At 72.7% G+C, this 19576-nt stretch carries 18 protein-coding genes and 1 pseudogene; 10 read left to right on the forward strand and 9 right to left on the reverse strand.

Features of this window, described 5'->3' with window-relative positions:
• Positions 1-85: 85 nt before the first annotated feature.
• A complete protein-coding gene (locus LCG91_RS03805; protein ID WP_224442550.1) occupies positions 86-2518 on the reverse strand; it encodes an Ig-like domain-containing protein in 2433 nt (810 codons plus the stop codon).
• 249 nt (positions 2519-2767) lie between these two features.
• Here LCG91_RS03805 and LCG91_RS03810 point away from each other — a divergent pair, with 249 nt between their 5' ends.
• Together LCG91_RS03810 and LCG91_RS03815 are read left to right on the forward strand one after the other, a co-directional pair.
• Positions 2768-3349 (forward strand): LemA family protein, encoded by a 582-nt coding sequence (locus LCG91_RS03810; protein WP_058748612.1) that lies wholly within the window; start codon positions 2768-2770, stop codon positions 3347-3349.
• A gap of 23 nt (positions 3350-3372) precedes the next feature.
• Positions 3373-4272: a M48 family metalloprotease gene (locus LCG91_RS03815; RefSeq protein ID WP_224442551.1), complete on the forward strand. Its 900-nt coding sequence runs from the start codon at positions 3373-3375 to the stop codon at positions 4270-4272.
• Positions 4273-4553: 281 nt separating this feature from the next.
• On the opposite strand, the gene LCG91_RS03820 is transcribed toward LCG91_RS03815, so the two are convergent.
• Positions 4554-5813: a winged helix-turn-helix domain-containing protein gene (locus tag LCG91_RS03820; protein ID WP_224442552.1), complete on the reverse strand. Its 1260-nt coding sequence runs from the start codon at positions 5811-5813 to the stop codon at positions 4554-4556.
• Between the two features lie 93 nt (positions 5814-5906).
• Here LCG91_RS03820 and LCG91_RS03825 point away from each other — a divergent pair, with 93 nt between their 5' ends.
• From LCG91_RS03825 to LCG91_RS03835, 3 genes and pseudogenes are all read left to right on the forward strand, one after another.
• Entirely contained in the window at positions 5907-7145 is a 1239-nt protein-coding gene (locus LCG91_RS03825; protein WP_058728091.1) for an AI-2E family transporter, read from the forward strand.
• An 80-nt stretch (positions 7146-7225) separates the two neighbouring features.
• Positions 7226-8469 (forward strand): annotated as a pseudogene (gene ilvA / locus LCG91_RS03830) (threonine ammonia-lyase).
• Between the two features lie 165 nt (positions 8470-8634).
• Positions 8635-9126 carry a hypothetical protein gene (locus LCG91_RS03835; RefSeq protein WP_224442553.1) on the forward strand — a complete coding sequence of 164 codons (492 nt, stop codon included), beginning with the start codon at positions 8635-8637 and terminating at the stop codon, positions 9124-9126.
• A gap of 156 nt (positions 9127-9282) precedes the next feature.
• Here the strand turns inward: LCG91_RS03835 and greA are convergent, their stop codons facing one another.
• Together greA and LCG91_RS03845 are read right to left on the reverse strand one after the other, a co-directional pair.
• Positions 9283-9771 (reverse strand): transcription elongation factor GreA, encoded by a 489-nt coding sequence (gene greA / locus LCG91_RS03840; RefSeq protein ID WP_058728093.1) that lies wholly within the window; start codon positions 9769-9771, stop codon positions 9283-9285.
• A gap of 67 nt (positions 9772-9838) precedes the next feature.
• On the reverse strand, positions 9839-10498 hold the full coding sequence (locus LCG91_RS03845; RefSeq protein WP_318010449.1) for a DUF4307 domain-containing protein: 660 nt from the start codon (positions 10496-10498) through the stop codon (positions 9839-9841).
• Between LCG91_RS03845 and mca the strand changes: the two genes are divergently transcribed.
• A complete protein-coding gene (mca, locus tag LCG91_RS03850) occupies positions 10406-11296 on the forward strand; it encodes a mycothiol conjugate amidase Mca (RefSeq protein WP_224442555.1) in 891 nt (296 codons plus the stop codon). The two genes, LCG91_RS03845 and mca, sit on opposite strands and share 93 nt — an antisense overlap.
• Positions 11293-11586, forward strand: coding sequence for a hypothetical protein (locus tag LCG91_RS03855; RefSeq protein ID WP_224442556.1), 294 nt, complete (start codon positions 11293-11295; stop codon positions 11584-11586). Before mca ends, LCG91_RS03855 begins: the two co-directional genes overlap by 4 nt.
• Positions 11587-11719: 133 nt before the next feature.
• Here the strand turns inward: LCG91_RS03855 and trhA are convergent, their stop codons facing one another.
• Positions 11720-12418 (reverse strand): PAQR family membrane homeostasis protein TrhA, encoded by a 699-nt coding sequence (gene trhA, locus LCG91_RS03860; protein ID WP_058748619.1) that lies wholly within the window; start codon positions 12416-12418, stop codon positions 11720-11722.
• A gap of 86 nt (positions 12419-12504) precedes the next feature.
• Here trhA and LCG91_RS03865 point away from each other — a divergent pair, with 86 nt between their 5' ends.
• The 3 genes from LCG91_RS03865 to LCG91_RS03875 all read left to right on the forward strand — a co-directional run bounded on the left by LCG91_RS03865 (position 12505) and on the right by LCG91_RS03875 (position 16308).
• Positions 12505-13290, forward strand: a complete 786-nt coding sequence (locus LCG91_RS03865; protein ID WP_224442557.1) for an isoprenyl transferase — start codon at positions 12505-12507, stop codon at positions 13288-13290.
• A 143-nt stretch (positions 13291-13433) separates the two neighbouring features.
• Positions 13434-14543 (forward strand): aminotransferase class V-fold PLP-dependent enzyme, encoded by a 1110-nt coding sequence (locus tag LCG91_RS03870; protein ID WP_224442558.1) that lies wholly within the window; start codon positions 13434-13436, stop codon positions 14541-14543.
• A 403-nt stretch (positions 14544-14946) separates the two neighbouring features.
• Complete coding sequence (locus LCG91_RS03875) at positions 14947-16308, forward strand: PhoH family protein (protein ID WP_224442559.1); 1362 nt, start codon at positions 14947-14949, stop codon at positions 16306-16308.
• 183 nt (positions 16309-16491) lie between these two features.
• On the opposite strand, the gene LCG91_RS03880 is transcribed toward LCG91_RS03875, so the two are convergent.
• The 4 genes from LCG91_RS03880 to LCG91_RS03895 all read right to left on the reverse strand — a co-directional run bounded on the left by LCG91_RS03880 (position 16492) and on the right by LCG91_RS03895 (position 19570).
• Positions 16492-17922, reverse strand: a complete 1431-nt coding sequence (locus tag LCG91_RS03880) for a class II fumarate hydratase (RefSeq protein ID WP_082687359.1) — start codon at positions 17920-17922, stop codon at positions 16492-16494.
• A gap of 93 nt (positions 17923-18015) precedes the next feature.
• Positions 18016-18630, reverse strand: a complete 615-nt coding sequence (locus LCG91_RS03885) for a carbonic anhydrase (RefSeq protein WP_058748621.1) — start codon at positions 18628-18630, stop codon at positions 18016-18018.
• Between the two features lie 35 nt (positions 18631-18665).
• Entirely contained in the window at positions 18666-19301 is a 636-nt protein-coding gene (locus LCG91_RS03890; RefSeq protein WP_224442560.1) for a DUF4245 domain-containing protein, read from the reverse strand.
• Complete coding sequence (locus LCG91_RS03895) at positions 19298-19570, reverse strand: exodeoxyribonuclease VII small subunit (RefSeq protein ID WP_058728099.1); 273 nt, start codon at positions 19568-19570, stop codon at positions 19298-19300. The genes LCG91_RS03890 and LCG91_RS03895 overlap by 4 nt, the downstream gene beginning before the upstream one ends.
• Between the last annotated feature and the right edge of the window lie 6 nt (positions 19571-19576).

The raw sequence follows: 19576 nt of genomic DNA on the forward strand, positions 1-19576 counted from the left end.
CCGGTCGGCGGCGAGCCCGGCGGTGCGTGACGGACGCACCGCGCGTGTCCCGTGCGTCGCGTCGGGGCGGCGGGGCCCTCGTCCGTCAGCGCTGCGGCGCGGCCGCCGCGCGCGACCTGCGCACCCAGACCCAGCAGCAGGCGACCGCGAGGGCACAGAGGCCGCCGGCGACCGCGGTCTCCGTCGGCGAGGGGACCGCGGGGGCGGGTGCGCCCGTGGCGAGTGCCGCCAGCGCGACCGCGCCGGCCGTGAGCGCGACCCAGCGGGCTCGTGCCCCGGTGACGAGCGCCGCGCCCGCCGACCCGGGGAACGGCAGCAGGGTGACCACGAGCGCGCCGACCGCCCCGACGCACAGCGTGGTGGCGAACTCGGCCGTGAGCGTCGTCCAGAACCCCGAGCCGCCGACGAGCGAGTGCAGGACCCAGCCGGTGGCGGCGACCCCGAGCAGCGCGACCGAGCGGGCGGTGGCGCTCCGGACCCCGCGGGCGACGCTCGACCCGAGACGCAGGGCGGCGGTGTCGGCGCCCGGTCGTCCGACGGGCACGAGTACGGCGCCGACGACCAGGGCGGGGGAGAGGTCGGCGACCCGGGTCAGGGCGCACCCCGCGACGGCGGCGAGCACGAGCCACGGCGAGACGCGGAAGCCGACGGCGGTGCGGTCCCGGCCGGCGGCCCAGCGGGTGGCGAGGACGACGGCCGCGGTCGTGACGGCCGAGCCGAACAGCACCCCGAGCGCGAGGCGGACGTAGCGGGCCTCGAGCGAGGTGCCGACGCCGAGGAGCGTCGTCACGACGACGATCCCGACGCCGAGGGCCGCCGCTGCCCACGTCGGCAGGACCTCGTCGCCGAGCCGGCGGTCCCGCCGCGAGCGGTTGCGGCCGAGCAGGGCGGTGAACGGGTTGCGGAGACGACCGCGGACGGCGGCGCCGACCATCGCGAGCGGGACCGCGACGAGCACGAGGAACCCGGCTGCCACCCCCGTCGCGAGCAGGACGGTGCCCCACGAGAACGACGCCTGGACGGACCGGACACCGCGGTCGTAGGCCGTGCCGGCGGTCCAGTCGCCGGCGGGGCCGGACCAGTCCGGGACGCCCGTCGTGGTGCCGCCGGCGCCGGAGCCTGCCGCCCCGGTCGTGCCACCGCCCGTGCCGGTGCCGGACGACGCGGTGCCCGTCGGGTCGGTGCCGGTCGGATCGCCGCCGCCACCCGCGGTCGCCCCCGGTGCTCCGGGCGAGCCCGGCGTTGCGGACGACGACGTTGGTCCGACCGCCGGGCCGGAGGCACTCGCGCTCGAGCCCCCGGTGGGCGTCGAGCCGGACAGTGCCACCCGGACGCCGGCCGACGACGGCGACGAGTTGCCCGCGGCGTCCTGTTGCATCGCGCTCACGGTCCGGGTCCCGGCGGCTGCGGTCGTGCCGGTCGTCGTGCACGACCACCGGCCGTCCGGACCCACGTCGGTCCGGCACACCGGTGAGCGGTCGAGGTACACCGTCAGGACCGCGCCGGCCTCGCCGGTCCCGCGCACCGTGAACGGTTGGGAGCGGACGCGCTCGTCGGCTCCCGGTGCCGTGACGACCGGCGCTGCCGGCGCGGTCCGGTCGACGACGACCGTGCGTGGAGCGGAGGGGGCACTCCGCAGGTCGGAGCGGAAGCCGTTGCCGGTGCTCGCGGTCTGGGCCGCGGAGACCGTGACGCGGCCGTCACGGGAGCTGCCGGGGAGCGCGACGGTCCAGTGGCCGCTGGCGTCCACCCGAGCGGTCCGGTCGGCCGGCGTGCCGGAGACGGACACGGCGACCGTCGCCCCGGGCAGACCGGTGCCGGACACGGGGCCCGACGTCGGGCGATCAGTGGTGACGACCGGAGGGACCACGACGTCGGACGCCGGCGCGCGGGAGGACCCGAGCGCGGTGTCCGTCTCGTCGACCACCGTGAAGACCTGCTGCGGGCCCGACCGGACGGTGGCGATGCACGCCCACGACCCGTCCGTGGACACAGTCGCCGTGCATCCGGTCGAGCCGGTCACGGCGGGTCCGGCGACGCGTACCCGGTGCCCAGGGGTACCACTGCCGTGGAGCCGGACGGTCGCGGTCGTGACGTCGCCCGGGTCGGCGATGGTCGGACGGACGGCGGGGCGCTCGGTCGGCGACGGCGATGGGGACCCGGTGTCGGGTGGCAGCGTGCCGAACTGGGGGAAGGGCGTCGGGGAGGCCGTCCGGGCCGCGTCGTCGTCCTGCTGCGGCTCGCCGCCGGTGCTGGCGGTGGTCGCGGTACCCATGCTCGGGGGCTCTGCTGTGTGCTCGGACGCAGCTGCGGTGGTGGTGGTCGTGGTGGTCGTCGAGGTCGTCGAGGTCGTCGTCGCGGAGGCGGGCGACGGCCCGAGCAGGAACGCGCCGGCCGTCATCGCGATCGCCAGGCCCGCGGTCAGCAGTCCGGAGCGGGATCGGGGTCGACCGACGGGACCGCCGTCCCCGACGGTCCCCTGCTGCACGTTGTCCCCGAGCGTGTCCACCGGTTCCATCACACGTGATGATCCGGCCCGGGTCAATCCGCCACCCGGATGATGTGTCCCACGACGTGCGCCCGCAGCCTCCCTGCGACGGCGGTCGCCGGACGGCGGGTGGACGCCACTCGGGAATCACCCGTGAACCACACTGCGGGAACGGGTCGTCCCGGTGCGCCTCGGTACACTCGTGGACGGTCGTCCCACGGCCACGCACCGGTCGCAGTCCCACCGCGCCGGACCCGACGCGCAAAGGAGTACGCCCAGATGGACACCGGACTCGTCACGACGCTGATCGTCGTCGGAGTGGTGGTGGTCCTGCTCGTCGTGATCGGGATCTACCTCTGGGTGACCTACAACTCGCTCGTCACGCTGAAGCTGCGCGTGGACGAGGCGTGGAGCGACATCACGGTGCAGTTGAAGCGCCGCGCAGACCTCATCCCCACCATCGTCGACACGGTGAAGGGGTACGCCGCGCACGAGAAGGCCGTGTTCGAGTCGGTGACGCGCGCCCGCGCCGAGACCCTCGGTGCCGGTGACGCCTCGACCGCCTCGGTGGCCGAGGGGCACATGCAGAAGGCCCTGAAGAGCGTGTTCGCCGTCGCCGAGGGCTACCCGCAGCTGCAGTCGAGCCAGAACTTCCTGCAGCTGCAGTCCGAGCTCGTCGACACCGAGGACAAGATCCAGGCCGCCCGACGCTTCTACAACGGCGGCGTGCGCGAGCTGAACACGAAGATCCGCGTCTTCCCCAACTCGACGTTCGCGAAGAGCAAGGGGTTCACCGAGGCGTCGTTCTTCGAGACGGCAGAACCCGCGGCGATCGCCGAACCGCCGCGCGTCCAGTTCTGACCGCGGCGGGGGCGGCCTGACCCGTGTACAGCGCCATCGCGCGGAACAAGCGCAACACCGTCGTCATCATCCTGGTGTTCCTGCTCGTCGTCGGAGCGCTCGGGTTCCTGGGCGGCTACCTCGCGGGCAACGTCTCGGTCGGGGTGATCGTCCTCGTCGTCGCACTCGGGTACGCGCTGCTCCAGTACTTCCTGGCTGGTCGACAGGCGACGGCGATCGCGGGCGGCATCGAGATCGACCGCACCACGGAGCCGCGGCTCTGGCGGACGGTCGAGAACCTGGCGATCACGAACGGCATGCCGATGCCCCGGGTGTTCGTCATCGAGGACCCCGCGCCCAACGCCTTCGCCACGGGCCGTGACCCGGAGCACGCCATCGTCGCGGCGACGACCGGGCTGCTGGCGATCATGGACGACAGCGAACTGCAGGGCGTCATGGCCCACGAACTCGGACACGTCAAGAACTACGACATCCGCGTCTCGACGATCGTGTTCGGCCTGGTGGTCGCGGTCGGGTTCCTGGCTGACGTGCTCCTGCGCATCTCGATCTTCAGCGGGTTGAGCGGTCGCGGACGGAACAACGACAACAACGGCGGCGGCAACCCGATCCTGATCATCGCCGGGATCGTGGCGGTGCTCGTCGCGCCGATCGCCGCCGCAGCGGTGCAGGCGGCTGTCTCCCGGCAGCGCGAGTACCTCGCGGACGCCACGGGTGCGATGACGACGCGGTACCCCGAGGGACTCGCCCGTGCGCTCGAGAAGCTCCAGGCGTACGGCCGCCCGACCCGCACGCAGAACTCGTCGATGGCGCACTTGTGGATCGCCGACCCGATGCGTCCCGGTGTGATGGACCGGCTGTTCTCCACCCACCCGCCGCTGCCGGACCGGGTCGCTCGACTGCGGGGGAGCCTGGACCGCTTCTGACGTGCGGGCGTCGAGACGCCGGCGTCGGTGCGAGTCGGCCTCGTCGCGGCGAGACGCCGGCGTCCGGAGGAACGACCTCGTCGCGTCGAGACGCCGACGTCGGTGCGGGACGGCCTCGTCGCGGCGAGACGCCCCCGGATCTCGCGGCGTCTCGCGCGGATCGCGGCGTCTCGCCTGCGTCGCGGCGCCTCGCGAGCACGGCGCGCCAGCGCGACCACCGGGCCGGACAGGGCCGGGCAGGGCCGGCGTGGCGGAGGTGCACCGTGCCTCCTGGCCGGACCTCAGGCGACCGCGTCGTCGCCCGGAGCCGCATCGGCGTCGTCCGCCGCCTCGTGCGGGACGAGCGCGACCCCGAGCGCCGCGGCGACCGCTGCGGCCGCGGTGCCACGGTCGGTGACCTCGACACCGTCGAGTCCCTGCCACGCCGCCGCCCGCCGCAGGGTCTCGGCGAGGCGCTCCGCGTCCAGGCGCTCGCCCGGCTCCTGCCAGGCGGTCCGCACCCGGAGCACGCCCCGCTGCCGGTCGCTCTTCAGGTCGACGCGTCCGGTCAGGCGGTCGTCCTGCAGGACGGGCAGCACGTAGTAGCCGAACACCCGCTTCGGCGCCGGCGTGTAGATCTCGATCCGGTAGTGGAAGTCGTACATGCGCTCCGCGCGGCGACGGAACCACACGACCGGGTCGAACGGGCTGAGCACCGCGTCGGCCGTGACGTGCCGCGGGACCCGGGCGTCGACGTGCATCCACGCGCGGTCGCTCCACCCCTCCACCCGGACCGGTACGACCTCGCCGCGCTCCTCGAGCTCGGCGATCGCGGCAGTCGTGTCGTCTGCGCGCAGACGGAAGTAGTCGGCGAGGTCCGCACGGGTCCCGACACCGGACGCGCGTGCGGCGCGCCGGACCAGCTCCGTGACGGCGGTGTGCCGGTCCGGAGCGCCCTCGAGCGTGCCCGGCGGCAGCACCTGGTCGGGCAGGGCGTACACGCGCTCGAACCCGGCGCGGCCGGCGCTGACCACCTCGCCCCAGCGGAACATCTGCTCGAGCCCGGCCTTCACGTCGCTCCAGCCCCACCACGGCCCGCGGCGGACGTTCGCCTCGTGCTCGACGGCGCTCGCGGGCAGGGGGCCCTCGGCGGCGAGCAGGGCGCGGAGCTCCCGGCGGACGTCCGCGGTGCGTTCGACGCCCGCGAGCCGGTTCGGTCGGGCGTCGCGGTCGCGGTACGCGTCCATGCGCCAGCGGAAGAGGGGGAGGTCGGCGCGCGCCAGGAACGCGGCCTCGTGCGCCCAGTACTCGGCGTACGGGCCGGAGCGGCGCATGGTGAGTCGGTCCAGCACGGTCTTGTCGTAGGAGCCGAGGCGGGCGAAGAGCGGCAGGTAGTGGCTCCGCTCGAAGACGTTCACCGAGTCGATCTGCAGGAGCCCGAGCCGGCCGATCGTGCTCGTCAGCGTGCGGGTGCCGACCACGTCACGGGCGGGAGCGCCGAAGCCCTGGGCCGCCAGGGTGACGCGGCGGGCCTCGGCGGCGGAGAGCGTGGACCTGACCATGGCACGACGCTACCGATCCGCGCCGACACCCACGTCGGACGGACGTATGCCGCATCTGGAACACGCTCCGGTACCCGTCGGTACACTCGCCGCATGGCCTGGGGAAAGAAGACGCATCCGGATCCCGTCGTCGAGCAGGTCGTGCCGACGGGCATGCGGATCGCAGGCGCCTGGTCGTGGCGCGTGCTCGTCGTCATCGGCGTCGTCGCGGTCTTCATCTACCTCGTCACGCTCTTCAGCGAGGTCCTCATCCCGTTCCTCATCGGGATCGTCGTAGCGGCCCTGCTCGTGCCGCTGTCGAACTGGATGCAGCGCCACCACGTGCCGAAGTGGATCGCCGTCGTGGTCAGCCTGGTCGGGGGGCTCGCGGCCGTCGGTGGGCTCATCTGGCTCGTGGTCGACCAGATCGCGGCGGCCTACCCCTCGCTGCGTGACCGGACGCTCTCGCAGTACGACACGATCCGCGAGTTCGTGCTCAACTCCGGGCTCGGCATCAGCCAGTCCGACCTCAACAACTACCTGAACCAGGCGACCGACTGGCTGTCGAGCAACTCCGGCTCGATCCTGTCCGGCGTCGCGAGCGCGGGATCCTCGCTGACCCACCTGCTCACCGGGCTGTTCGTGGTCATCTTCACGGTGATCTTCCTGCTCATCGACGGCAAGAACGTCTGGCGCTGGACGGTCCGGCTGTTCCCGAAGAAGGCCCGACCCGCCATCGACGGCGCCGGGGTCGCCGGGTGGACGACGCTGACGAGCTTCATCCGTGTGCAGATCTTCGTGGCCTTCGTCGACGCCGTGGGCATCGGCATCGGGGCAGCCGCGCTCCAGCTCCCGCTCGTCATCCCGATCGCCGTGTTCGTCTTCCTCGGCGCGTTCATCCCGGTCGTCGGCGCCATCGTGACGGGCTTCCTCGCGGTCTTCATCGCGCTCATCTTCAACGGCTGGGTCGCGGCGCTCATCATGCTCGGCGTGATCCTGGTCGTGCAGCAGGTCGAGGGGCACATCCTGCAGCCCCTGGTCATGGGCAGCGCCGTCAAGGTGCACCCGCTCGCCGTCGTGCTCGGCGTCACTGCGGCCTCCGGACTCGCGGGCATCGCCGGCGCGTTCTTCGCCGTGCCGCTCATCGCGACCGTGAACTCGATGGTGACGACGATCGCCAGCGGCCGGTGGAAGGGCCTCGACTCCGACCACGTGCTCGAGGCCAAGCAGCGCGACCACCACGCGAGCGTCGAGGCCAAGAAGCGCCGCCGCTGGCGGAAGCGCCACCCCGAGGGCGTGCCGGCACCGGGCAGTGACGAGCAGCCCACCGCCACGAAGGGCACCGCCGGCTGAGCGGGCACGCACCGACGGATCGTCACGAGTTCGCCGTTGTGGCCGGGACGGACGATGATGGGACCGTGACCGACACCTCCGTGCCCCAGCAGCAGACCGCGGCGTTCCCCTCGCTGGCGGCCATCGAGGCCGCGCAGCGGACGATCGCGGGCGTCGCACGCGTCACCCCGATGGAGACCTCGCAGTTCCTCGCCGAACTGCTCGGCTCGCCGGTGCACCTGAAGTGCGAGAACCTGCAGCGGACGGGCGCGTACAAGGTGCGCGGTGCCTACAACCGTCTGGCCGCGCTCAGCCCCGAGCAGCGTGCGGCCGGTGTCGTCGCCGCGAGCGCCGGCAACCACGCGCAGGGTGTCGCCCTGGCGGCCCGCGAGCTCGGCATCCCGGCCACGATCTTCACCCCGGTGGGGTGGCGCTGCCGAAGCTCCAGGCGACGCGCCACTACGGCGCCGACGTGGTCCTGCGCGGCCACTCCGTGGAAGAGGCCCTGAGCGCCGCCAAGGACTTCGCCGCCCACACCGGAGCGGTGTTCATCCCGCCCTTCGACCACCCCGACGTCATCGCCGGCCAGGGCACGCTCGGGCTCGAGATCATCGACCAGGTGCCGGACGTCGACACCGTGGTCGTGCCGATCGGCGGCGGCGGGGTCATCTCCGGCATCGCCCTCGCGGTGAAGGGGATGGCCGAGCGCCTGGGCCGCCCGATCCGGGTGATCGGGGTGCAGGCGGAGAACGCCGCGGCCTACCCGTCGTCGATCACCGCCGGCGAGCCGGTCACGATCACGACGAAGCCGACGATCTCGGACGGCATCGCCGTCGCTCGACCCGGCGACCTGAACTTCCCGATCATCCGCGACCTGGTCGACGACATCGTCACCGTGTCCGACGACGACACCGCCCGCGCCCTGCTCGTGCTGCTCGAGCGCGCGAAGCTCGTGGTCGAGGCTGCCGGCGCCGTCGGTGTCGCCGCGATCATGTCCGGCGCCGTCCGCGACACCGGTCGGACGGTCGTGCTGCTGAGCGGCGGGAACATCGACCCGCTGATGATGGAGCGCATCATCACCCGTGGTCTCGTCGCCGCGTCGCGCTACATCGGCATCCGGATCATGCTGCCCGACCGCCCCGGCCAGCTCGCCCGCGTCGCGCAGGTCATCTCGGACGCCGGCGCCAACGTCGTCGAGGTGCTGCACACCCGGCACGGGCAGGGCCTGGTCATCAACGAGGTCGCCCTGGACCTGTCGATCGAGGCCCGCGGTCCCGAGCACGCGCAGGAGGTCATCCAGCGCCTCCACGAGGTCGGCTTCCGCCCGGAACTGCTCGAGAACTGACCCGGGCACCCCGGCGCGCGTCGGTGCGTCGAGGACGCCGTCTTCGCCGGTCGCGGACGCGGTCACGGAGGTCCGGCGTCAGCGGCGCGCACGGGATGGTCGCGCGGGCGTCAGGGTCGCGTGAGCGACGCCTCGAACGGCCGGGAGGCGCGTGATGCTCCCGTCATGACCCTCACGTCGATCCTGCCCTCACTCCGCGCCTCGCTGCCCGACCCGCTCGACCCGACCGTCTGGCCGGCGCGCACCGAGGCGACCGTCGACGACGTGCGGGTCCGCGCGGTGTCGATGCAGCGTCTGGCCGCGGTGGCCGGGACCCCGTGCGTGCACACCGCGGAGCAGGCACCCCCGCGGTACCGTCCGCGCGACTGGCACCCCGCCGACGTCTGCGTCACCGTGGCCACGGTCACCCGTGTCCGGCGGCCGTGGGGCGTGGTCTTCGTCGAGCTCGACGCAGCGGTGCCCGACTGTGCCGTGCTCACCGAGGTGCGACTGATCGGCCGGCGCAGCGTCGCTCCCGTGGCCGAGGTGACGCTCGCGACGAACACGACCGGGACGGCCGGGCACGAGGTGCTGCTGCCCGCTGATGTCCGGGTCGGGGACCTCGTGTGCTTCCCGTGCGTCCGGCCGCTCGCGCACCGCGACGTCGTCCCGCGCTGACGCTGCCCCCGGCGGCCGTCGTGGAACCAGGAAACCGACGTGGAACCAGGGTCGTTGCCTGGTTCCACGTCGGTTGCGTGGTTCGATCCGGCGCAGCAGCGCAGCAGCGCAGCAGCGCAGCAGCGCAGCAGCGCAGCGCGCACGGCCGCGCAGCGCCTACGGCTGGTAGCGCTCGACCTTCGTCACCTCGACGCTGATCTCCTTGCCGTTCGGCGCGGTGTAGGTCGTCTCCTCGCCCTCGCGCAGCCCGAGGATCGCGGCACCGACCGGGCTGACCGGGCTGTACACGGTCAGGTCCGAGCCCTCGGCCACGATCTCGCGGTTGCCCACGAGGAAGGTCGACTCGTCGCCAGCGATGACCGCGGTGACGACGGTGCCGGGCTCCACGGTGCCGTCGAAGTCGGCTTCGCCCACCGTGGCGTGCTTGAGCAGCTCGGTGAGCTGGCGGATGCGGGCCTCGATCTTGCCCTGCTCGTCCTTCGCGGCGTGGTAGCCGCCGTTCTCCTTGAGGTCGCCCTCTTCACGCGCCGCCTCGATGCGGTCCGCGATCTCCTTGCGGGCCGGGCCCGACAGCTGCTCGAGCTCGGCCGTGAGACGGTCGTGCGCCTCCTGGGTCAGCCAGGTGGTCTGCGTGTCGTTGCTCATCGGTCTCCCTTTCGACAAAGGACGAGACCGGCCGGTGTGGCCGGTCTCGTCCGCGAATCAGTCGAGTCTAGGGAACCCAGCAGTCGTGGATCAAGCCGGTCACGCCGCGGGTCGTGGTGTTCACCGCGGTCGAGATCGAGCGGGTGCGCTGCTCGGATGCCGGCAGCGTCACCTCCTTCCACCCGACGATCGAGTACGACTTGTCGAGCACCTGCACGGCGCAGCGGACCTCGGTGCCCGGGTCGGCCGAGACCTGCGAGTGCACGACCGTGCGGTGGTCGGACACCACGGTGTAGCCGAGCTCGGTGTTGTCGAGGCCGTGCGACTCCTGGTCGAGCCCGGCCCACACCACCCAGGCCACGAAGACCAGCACGACGGCGATCGCGGCGACGATGCCGAACAGCCTGCTGCGGCGCCGGCGGTCCGGCGTACGCCCGTACCGATCGTCCAGCGACGCGGCCGTGCCCGGGGCAGCGGTCGGAGCGGTGACGGTGGGGTGCAGCGGTTCGGACAGTTGGGGGCTCCCGGGGTGATTATCCTGGTCCCAGGGTAGTTCACGCCCCGCTGTGCGCTGCCCCCACGCCCGCGGTCGACGCGTGCGCGCCCCGCTCGACCCGCTCCCGTGAGGATCCTCGTGCCGTTCCGCCTGTTGGCCGTCCACGCCCACCCCGACGACGAGTCGAGCAAGGGTGCCGGGACGTCCGCCCGGTACGTCGCCGAGGGCCACCAGGTGATGGTCGTCTCGTGCACGGGCGGCGAGGCCGGGGACATCCTCAACGACCAGCTCGGCGAGCCCGCGACGAGCCGTGCGCACCGCGACATGGCCGGCTACCGCCGGTCCGAGATGGCCGCGGCGCAGGCGGCGCTCGGCATCGAGCACGTGTGGCTCGGCTACCACGACTCCGGGCTGCCGGACGCCGAGCAGGGCGAGTCGGTCCGGCCGGGCACGTTCTCGACCGTCCCGCTGGAGTACTCGACGGAGGCGCTCGTCCGCGTGGTCCGCCGCTTCCGCCCGCACGTGCTCGTCACCTACGACGAGAACGGCGGCTACCCCCACCCCGACCACATCCGCACGCACGAGGTCTCCGTGGCCGCGTGGCGCGACGCCGCCGACCCGACGAAGTACCCGGCCGCGGGGGAGCCGTGGGCGGTCAGCAAGCTCTACTACGAGCGCACGATGAACCCCCGCCGCTTCCGCACGATCTACGACGCACTGCGCGAGCGCGACCCGGACAGCCCGGCGATCGAGCAGCTCCGCGAGTGGGTCGAGCGCTTCTCCGACCGACCCGACCTCGCGACGACGCACGTCGACGTCAGCGCGTACTTCGACGCGCGCGACGCCGCCCTGCACGCGCACGCCAGCCAGGTGCCGCCGGACAGCTTCTTCTTCTCCTGGCCGAACGACCTCCTCGCGACGGTGTGGCCCACCGAGGACTACCAGCTCGTCGAGGCACGCGTGGCCACCGACCTGCCGGAGTCCGACCTGTTCGCGGGGCTCCCTGACGACGAGGACACCACCGCGTGAGCACCATCCTGACGGCCATCGCTGCCGCCGCCCCCAGCCCGAGCCCGACCGTCGTGCCCGACGTCGACGTCACCCCCGGGGTGGCCGGCTTCGTGGCGATCGCGGTGGTCGCGGTCGTGACGATCCTGCTCGTGGTCGACATGACCCGACGCATCCGTCGCACCCGCTACCGCGCGGAGATCCGCCAGCGGCTCGAGTCCGACGCCGGCAGCGCGACGACGGACGAGCCGGCGCGTCGCGCCGACGAGGACGGCCGGATCGACCTGGGCGACGACACCGAACGCGGCTGACGTCCCCGACGACACCCGCGCCGAGAACGGCACCAGCAGACGGACGGGAGGCCCGTGGCGAGTGAGCCACGGCCTCCCGTCCGTCGTCCGGTCACCCCGACCGTCCGGGTCCGGCCGTCCGCGGCGGTCGCGGTCAGCGCACCGGGTGCAGCGCGACGATGAGCACGCCGACCCACTGCGCGCCGAACGCGACGACGGTCAGGGCGTGGAAGACCTCGTGGAAGCCGAACACGGAGGGCGCGGGATCCGGGCGCTTGAAGCCGTAGACCAGCGCGCCGAGGACGTACGCCAGACCGCCGGAGAGCACGAGGACCGTCATCGGGATGCTCGCGGCGAAGAACTGCGGGAGCAGGCCGAGTGCGGCGCAGCCGAGCACCAGGTAGATCGGCACGTAGAGCCAGCGCGGCGCCCCGATCCACAGGACGCGGAAGGCGATGCCGAGCGCGGCACCCGACCACATCACCCAGAGCACGACGACCATGAGCGTGTGCGGCAGGGCACAGATCGCGATCGGCGTGTAGGTGCCGGCGATGAGCAGCAGGATGTTCGTGTGGTCGATCCGCTTGAGGATCTTCTTGACCGTCGGGCCCCACGGGAAGCGGTGGTAGGTCGCGGACACCCCGAACATGAGCAGGGACGTCGCCATGAACACGGCGCTGCCGGCCTTCGCCGCCGCGCTGTCGGCGAGGCAGATCAGCACGACGCCCATGGCGACGGCGAACGGGAACGTGCCGAGGTGGATCCACCCGCGCCAGGCGGGGCGCGGCGGCTCGTTGCTGGCCGCTTCCTCGGTGAACGGGACGTGGGGGAGCGTGGCGGTCTCGTCCTGCATGGGGTGACAGTAGGGCCCCTGGCCGAACGGGAGCAGGGAGTGCACGGCTCGGCACGGTCGGGGCTGCGGTGCACTACAGTCGTGGCGTGACCGGCAGGGTGGGATGGGCAGGGCGCGGCGTCCTCTACCGTGCCTACCAGCGTCGTATCCGCCGGCAGATCGACGGCCAGGCGATCCCGAAGCACGTCGCCATGATCGTGGACGGCAACCGTCGCTGGGCGAAGCAGCTCGGGCTCGAGTCGGCCGCCCACGGGCACCGCGCGGGCGCCGCGAAGATCCCGGAGTTCCTCGACTGGTGCGACGACCTCGGCATCGAGGTCGTGACGCTCTACCTGCTGTCCGCCGACAACCTGACCGGCCGCGGGGGCGAGGAGCTCGAGCAGCTCGTCGGGATCATCGGCGACCTCGCCGGGACGCTCGCCGGACACCGCGACTGGCGGGTGCAGCACGTCGGTTCCGACGAGGGGCTGCCCGCGGGGCTGCTCGGTGCGCTCGCCGACGCGGAGGCACGAAGCGCGGCCCACACCGGCCTGCACGTGAACCTCGCGGTGGGCTACGGCGGCCGACGGGAGATCGCGGACGCCATGCGCAGCATCGTCCGGGCACACGGCGAGGGCGGCGGCACGCTCGACACCCTGGCCGAGGTGCTGACGCCCGAGCTCATCGGGGACCACCTGTACACGCAGGGCCAGCCCGACCCCGACCTGGTGATCCGGACCTCGGGGGAGCAACGGCTCTCGGACTTCATGCTGTGGCAGAGCGCGCACAGCGAGTTCTACTTCGTCGAGGCCTTCTACCCGGACCTGCGCGAGGTCGACTTCCTCCGCGCCGTCCGCGACTTCGGTCTGCGGTCGCGGCGCTTCGGCGGCTGATCGTCGCCCGCTCCGACACTCCGGCGCCCCGAGCGGGGACGCATCGGGGTGCTGATGCGAGTGCGTCGAGTGGCCCAGGTTCGCCCGCGCGGGGTCGGTCCCAGTAGGCTCACAGGGTTTTCGTCCCACGGAAGGTTGCGCCTGTGAACATCGCCGAGTACGCGGCGGGCTTCGACGAGGAGTCCGGCTACCTCGACCACGCCGCCTTCGGGCCCGTGCAGACCGCCGTGCTCGAGGAGCAGCGCGTCCTCGGCACGATCCAGGAGCGCATGCGCTTCGGTGCCATGGAGACGCTCGACGAGCAGGACGCCCGGGTGCGCACCGTCGCCGCCCGGCTCGTCGGCCGCCGCGAGGACCAGGTCGTCTCGCAGACCGCGACGACCCCCGGACTGCTGCACACCGCGTTCGGCCTGACCGGTGGGGTCCTCGTCGCCGCCGACGAGTACCCGTCCCTGCCGCTCGCACTCGCGAGCGCCGCGTCGGCCACCGGTGGTCGCGTGCAGCCCGTCGTGGTCGAGTCCGGTGCCGGCTGGATGACCCCGTCACTCGTCCGGGAGCGCCTGACCGACGACGTCACCGCGGTCGCCGTGTCGCTGGTCGACTGGCAGACCGGGTACCTCGCCGACCTCGCCGCGATCCGCGAGATCATCGGTGACCGCCTGCTCGTCGTCGACGCCATCCAGGGATTCGGCGTCGTCGACGCCCCGTACGAGGTCGCCGACGTCGTCGCCACCGGCGGGCAGAAGTGGCTGCACGCCGGGTGGGGCACGGGCTTCGTCGCGTTCAGCGACCGGGCCCTGAACCGCCTGCGTCCAGCGCTGTCCGGCCCGCACGGCACGACCGGGTGGCCGACTGAGGTGCCGTCGGTGAAGCCGGGAGCCGCGGGCTACCAGATGACGCGCGTCGACCCGGTCGCTCAGGCCCGCATGGCCGTGTCGCTCGAACGCCTCGTGTCCGTCGGGGTCGGGGCCGTGCAGGAGCGGGTCGCCGACCGGGTCGAGCGGGTGCTCGACATCGCGGACGAGTTCGGCCTGTCGGTCGAGTCGAGCCGCGACCCGCGCGAGCGTGCCGGCATCGTCGTGCTGCGTCCGCCGCAGGGCCGGCTCACCGCGCTGTCCGCCGCGCTGCACAACCACGGGGTCACCGCAACGACGCGGCTCGGGGTCGCACGGGTGTCGGTGTTCGCGTCCACCACGGACGCGACGCTCGACATGTTCCGCGACGCCTGCCTGTCCTACGCCACCATGCAGTAGCCCCCGCGTGGCCTGCGCCCCGCTGCCGCGCGGCCTGCGCCCTGCTGCCGCGTGGTCTGTGCCGCGAAGGCGACAGGCTGCCGCGCACCGTCCGCGGCAGCCTGTCGCTTTCGCGGAATGAACCGAGCGAGCGGGCGGGAGCGGGAGGCGTGCGGCCGAGCGTGGCCCGGGCCGGACGGGAGGCGCGTGGCGGGCCCGCACCGCGCCTCCCGGCCGCCGCGGTGCGCGTTCACGCGACCGTAACCTGCGGAACCGCGTGTCGCGGTGCGCGTGTCGGGGGCCGGTCGTAGCTTGGCCCCATCGGGCACAGTGCCCGGTCGAAGCGGCCAGGCAACGGTGCTTCGGGACCGCTCAACGGCCGCGTCGAGGACAGTGACCGGGCCGAGCGCGGCCCGGGGATGGAGTGGTCGTGACCTCTCGCAACGTCTCTCGCGAACCCGCCCAGCGGCCCACCGCGGACTCGTCCACATCGGTCGCCCAACGCACGTACGTGCTCGACACCTCGGTGCTCCTCAGCGATCCGCGGGCCCTGTTCCGCTTCGCCGAGCACGCCGTGGTGCTGCCCGTGGTCGTCGTCAGCGAGCTCGAGTCCAAGCGCAACGACCCGGAGATCGGGTACTTCGCGCGGCAGGCCGTGCGGCTGCTCGACGAACTGCGCATCGAGCACGAGCGACTCGACTTCCCCATCGCACTCGACGACGGCGGGTCGTTCCGCGTCGAACTGAACCACTCGAACCAGTCCGTCCTGCCGTCGGGGCTGCAGCTCGGCGACAACGACTCGCGCATCCTGGCGGTCGCGTCGAACCTGGCGAACGACGGACTCGACGTCGTCGTCGTGTCGAAGGACCTGCCCTTGCGGGTGAAGGCCTCGTCGATCGGCATGGCGGCCGAGGAGTACCGCGCCGAGCTCGCCGTCGACTCGGGCTACACGGGCATCACCGACCTGCAGGTGTCCGGCGAGCAGATGAGCGACCTGTACGAGCACGAGGAGATCCGGTCGTCGCGACTCGACGGCGTCCCGGTGAACACCGGTGTCGTCATCCACTCGGAGCGCGGGTCGGCCCTCGGACGCGTGCACGAGGCCGGGGCCGTGTCGCTCGTCCGCGGCGACCGCGAGGTCTTCGGTCTGCGCGGCCGCTCCGCCGAGCAGCGGCTCGCGATCGACGCCCTGCTCGACCCCGAGATCGGCATCGTGTCGCTCGGCGGCTCCGCGGGTACCGGCAAGTCGGCGCTCGCGCTCTGCGCCGGACTCGAGGCCGTGCTCGAACGACAGCAGCACAAGAAGATCATGGTCTTCCGCCCGCTCTACGCCGTCGGCGGTCAGGAACTCGGCTACCTGCCCGGGGACGCCGCCGAGAAGATGAACCCGTGGGCGCAGGCGGTCTTCGACACCCTCGGCGCGCTGGTGTCCGACAACGTCCTCGACGAGGTCGTCGAGCGCGGCATGCTCGAGGTCCTGCCGCTGACGCACATCCGCGGGCGTTCCCTGCACGACGCGTTCGTGATCGTCGACGAGGCGCAGTCCCTCGAGCGGAACGTGCTGCTCACCATGCTGTCCCGGATCGGGCAGAACTCCCGCGTGGTCCTGACGCACGACGTGGCGCAGCGGGACAACCTGCGCGTCGGTCGGCACGACGGCATCGCGAGCGTCATCGAGCGGCTCAAGGGGCACCCGCTGTTCGCCCACGTCACGCTGACCCGCTCGGAGCGGTCCGCGATCGCGGCGCTCGTCACCGAGTTGCTCGACTCGCCCGACCTGGGCTAGCGCGGGCCCGGTCTCGTCCTGTTCTGTCCGCGAAAGCGACAGATCGCTGCGAACGGTTGGCGGCGGTCTGTCGCTCTCGCGGTACTGACCGGCGCGGACGGCGCCGCACGCGACCAGCACGACGGACGGGAGGCGCGGTGCCAGCCGGCACCGCGCCTCCCGTCCGTCAGTGGGTGGCGTCCGTCAGTTCGGGTGCGTCATGGACAGCACGTCGAGAGCGCTGTCCAGCTGCTCCTCGGTGACCTCGCCGCGCTCCACGTGGCCCAGGGCGACGACGGCCTCGCGGACGGTGATGCCCTCGGCGACGGCGTACTTGGCGACCTTCGCCGCGGCCTCGTAGCCGATGACACGGTTGAGCGGCGTGACGATCGACGGCGACGACTCGGCGAACGCCCGCGCGCGCTCGAGGTTCGCCTGCAGCCCGTCGATGGTCTTGTCGGCCAGCACCCGCGAGCTGTTCGCGAGCAGACGGATCGACTCGAGCAGCGCCGTGCCCATCACCGGGATGGCGACGTTGAGCTCGAAGGCTCCCGACGCGCCGGCCCAGGCGACGGTCGCGTCGTTGCCGATGACCCGTGCCGCGACCATGAGCGTGGCCTCGGGGATGACCGGGTTCACCTTGCCGGGCATGATCGACGAGCCTGGCTGCAGGTCCGGGATGTGCAGTTCGCCGAGGCCCGTGTTCGGCCCCGAGCCCATCCAGCGCAGGTCGTTGTTGATCTTCGTCAGGCTGACCGCGATGACCTTGAGGGCACCAGACGCCTCGACCAGGGCATCCCGCGCGCCCTGCGCCTCGAAGTGGTCGAGCGCCTCGGTGATCGGCAGCCCCGTGTCCTCGGCCAGGCGGGCGATGACCTGCTGCGGGAAGCCCTTCGGTGTGTTGATCCCGGTGCCGACCGCGGTACCACCGAGCGGGACCTCGGCGACGCGGGGGAGCGTGGCCTGCACGCGCTCGATGCCGAGCCGGACCTGGCGGGCGTACCCGCCGAACTCCTGGCCGAGGGTGACCGGGGTCGCGTCCATCAGGTGGGTGCGCCCGGACTTCACGGCGTCGGCCCAGAGCGTCGCCTTGGCCTCGAGCGACTCCGCCAGGTGCTCGAGTGCGGGGACGAGCGTGCGGATGAGGGCCTCGGTCACGGCGACGTGCACGGAGGTCGGGAACACGTCGTTCGACGACTGCGACGCGTTCACGTGGTCGTTCGGGTGGACGTCCGTGCCGGCGATGCGGGTGGCCAGGGTCGCCAGGACCTCGTTCATGTTCATGTTCGACGAGGTGCCGCTGCCGGTCTGGTAGACGTCGACCGGGAACTGGTCGTGGTGCTCGCCGCCGATGATCGCGTCCGCCGCCTGCGCGATGGCGTCGGCGACGGCCGGGTCGACGATCCCCAGGGACCCGTTGACGACCGCCGCGGCCCGCTTGATCCGCGCGAGGGCGACGATCTGCGCCGGCTCGAGGCCGCTGCCCGAGATCGGGAAGTTCTCGACGGCGCGCTGGGTCTGGGCACGGTACAGGGCCGATGCCGGGACCCGGACCTCGCCCATCGTGTCGTGCTCGATGCGGTACTCGCCCTCGGGAGCGCCGTTCGTGGCTGTGGTCGCGGTGGTGTCGGTCACGTCGTCGTGGTCCTTCCTGTGGTGCGCCGGCGCGGTCGCGTCGGTGCGGTCGTGGTGTCCCGTCGGTGTCGGGACGGTCGTCGTCGGTGCCGGTCAGGCCTCGCCGACGACGGTGTCGACGGAGACCTCTCCGGTCCCCAGGTCGTAGGTCGCGCCGACGACGGCGAGCCGGCCCTCGGCGATCGCGTCGGAGACGACACCGGAACGCTCGATCACCTGGCGGAGCGTGGCCTCGAGGTGCGCGGCGCCGACGGCCTCCTGCGGGAGCTCGGCGTCGGTCGCGCGGACCTGCTCGACGCTCGGTGCGATCGCGTCGACGAGCGCCTGCAGGTGCGGCGCGGGCACGGGCTCGCCGGAACGGGCAGCGGCCACGGCACCGCACTTCGTGTGCCGCAGCACGACGACGAGCGGGGTGCCGAGGGCGACGACCGCGAACTCGATCGAGCCGAGCACGACGTCGTCGACGATCTGACCGGCGTTCCGGATCGCGAACAGGTCACCGATGCCGGCGTCGAAGACGTGCTCGAACGGCACGCGCGAGTCCGAGCAGCCGAGCACCGTCGCGAAGGGTGCCTGCGAGCCGGTGAGCTCACCACGGCGGTCCGGGTCGATCCGGCCGGTGCGGCGCTTGTCAGCGGCGAAGCGGGCGTTGCCCTCGACGAGCAGGCGGAGGGCGTCGGACGGGGTGGATGCGGCGCGGTCGGGCATGGTCTTCCTCGTGCTTCGGGTTCGGTCGGGTGGGGTCAGTTCGCGAGTTGCTCGGTGACGGCCTTCGCGACGGTCGTGAACGACGAGTCGTCGGCGGTGCCGGACAGGACGATGGTGTCGCGACCGAAGGTGTGGACGAGCGAGTACGCGTGGTTGCCGGCGTCCTTGCCCTCGTCACGGCGGTCGTACACGGTCCACTTCGTGCCGTCGATCGTGCGGTCGCCCGTGGCGGGCTTCTGGTCGAGCTGGTTCGCCACCCACGACGCGTTCGCGTCGATCCCCTGCTGCAGGCCGATGTACTGGCGGTCCGGGGTGACGAGGCCGACGGTCCAGACCCGGACGCCGTCCGACGTCTTGTCCTGGAAGTCGGCGCGGTTCGAGGTGAAGCCGTCGGGCAGATCCGGTGCCGCGAGCGTCACGCCGGGCACGTCCGCGCCGGCGGCCACCTGCTGGTAGTCGACGGAGCGGTCGACGGTCTGGTCGGGCCGGACGACCACGGCGACCAGGAAGAGGACGATGCCGAGCGAGGCGATGAGCGCGAGGACGAGGTTGAAGGCGGTCTGGTGCTCGCGACGGGTGCGGCGCGCGGCGTCCTTGCGGGCCCAGGTCTCCTCGGGGGTCTCCGGGCGACCGAGCTCGGCGACGATGGGGCGTCCGTCGGGGTCGGTCACCGTGCCGCTCCGTCCTGGTCCGTCGGGGCGTCCGGCGTGCCCTCGCCGGTCGACGCGGCGCGGGCGGCGTCCAGGCGGGCACGTGCGCCGACGAGCCACTCCTCGCAGCGGGCAGCGAGTGCTTCGCCACGCTCCCAGAGGGCGAGCGAACGCTCGAGTGTCGCGGACCCCTGCTCCAGCTCGCCGACGACGCGCACGAGTTCGTCGCGCGCTGCCTCGTAGCTCAGCGACTGCACGTCGGACGGCACGGGTTCCTGCTGGGATGACACACCCCG

The organism is Curtobacterium sp. TXMA1 (assembly GCF_020162095.1).
Lineage (GTDB): Bacteria > Actinomycetota > Actinomycetes > Actinomycetales > Microbacteriaceae > Curtobacterium.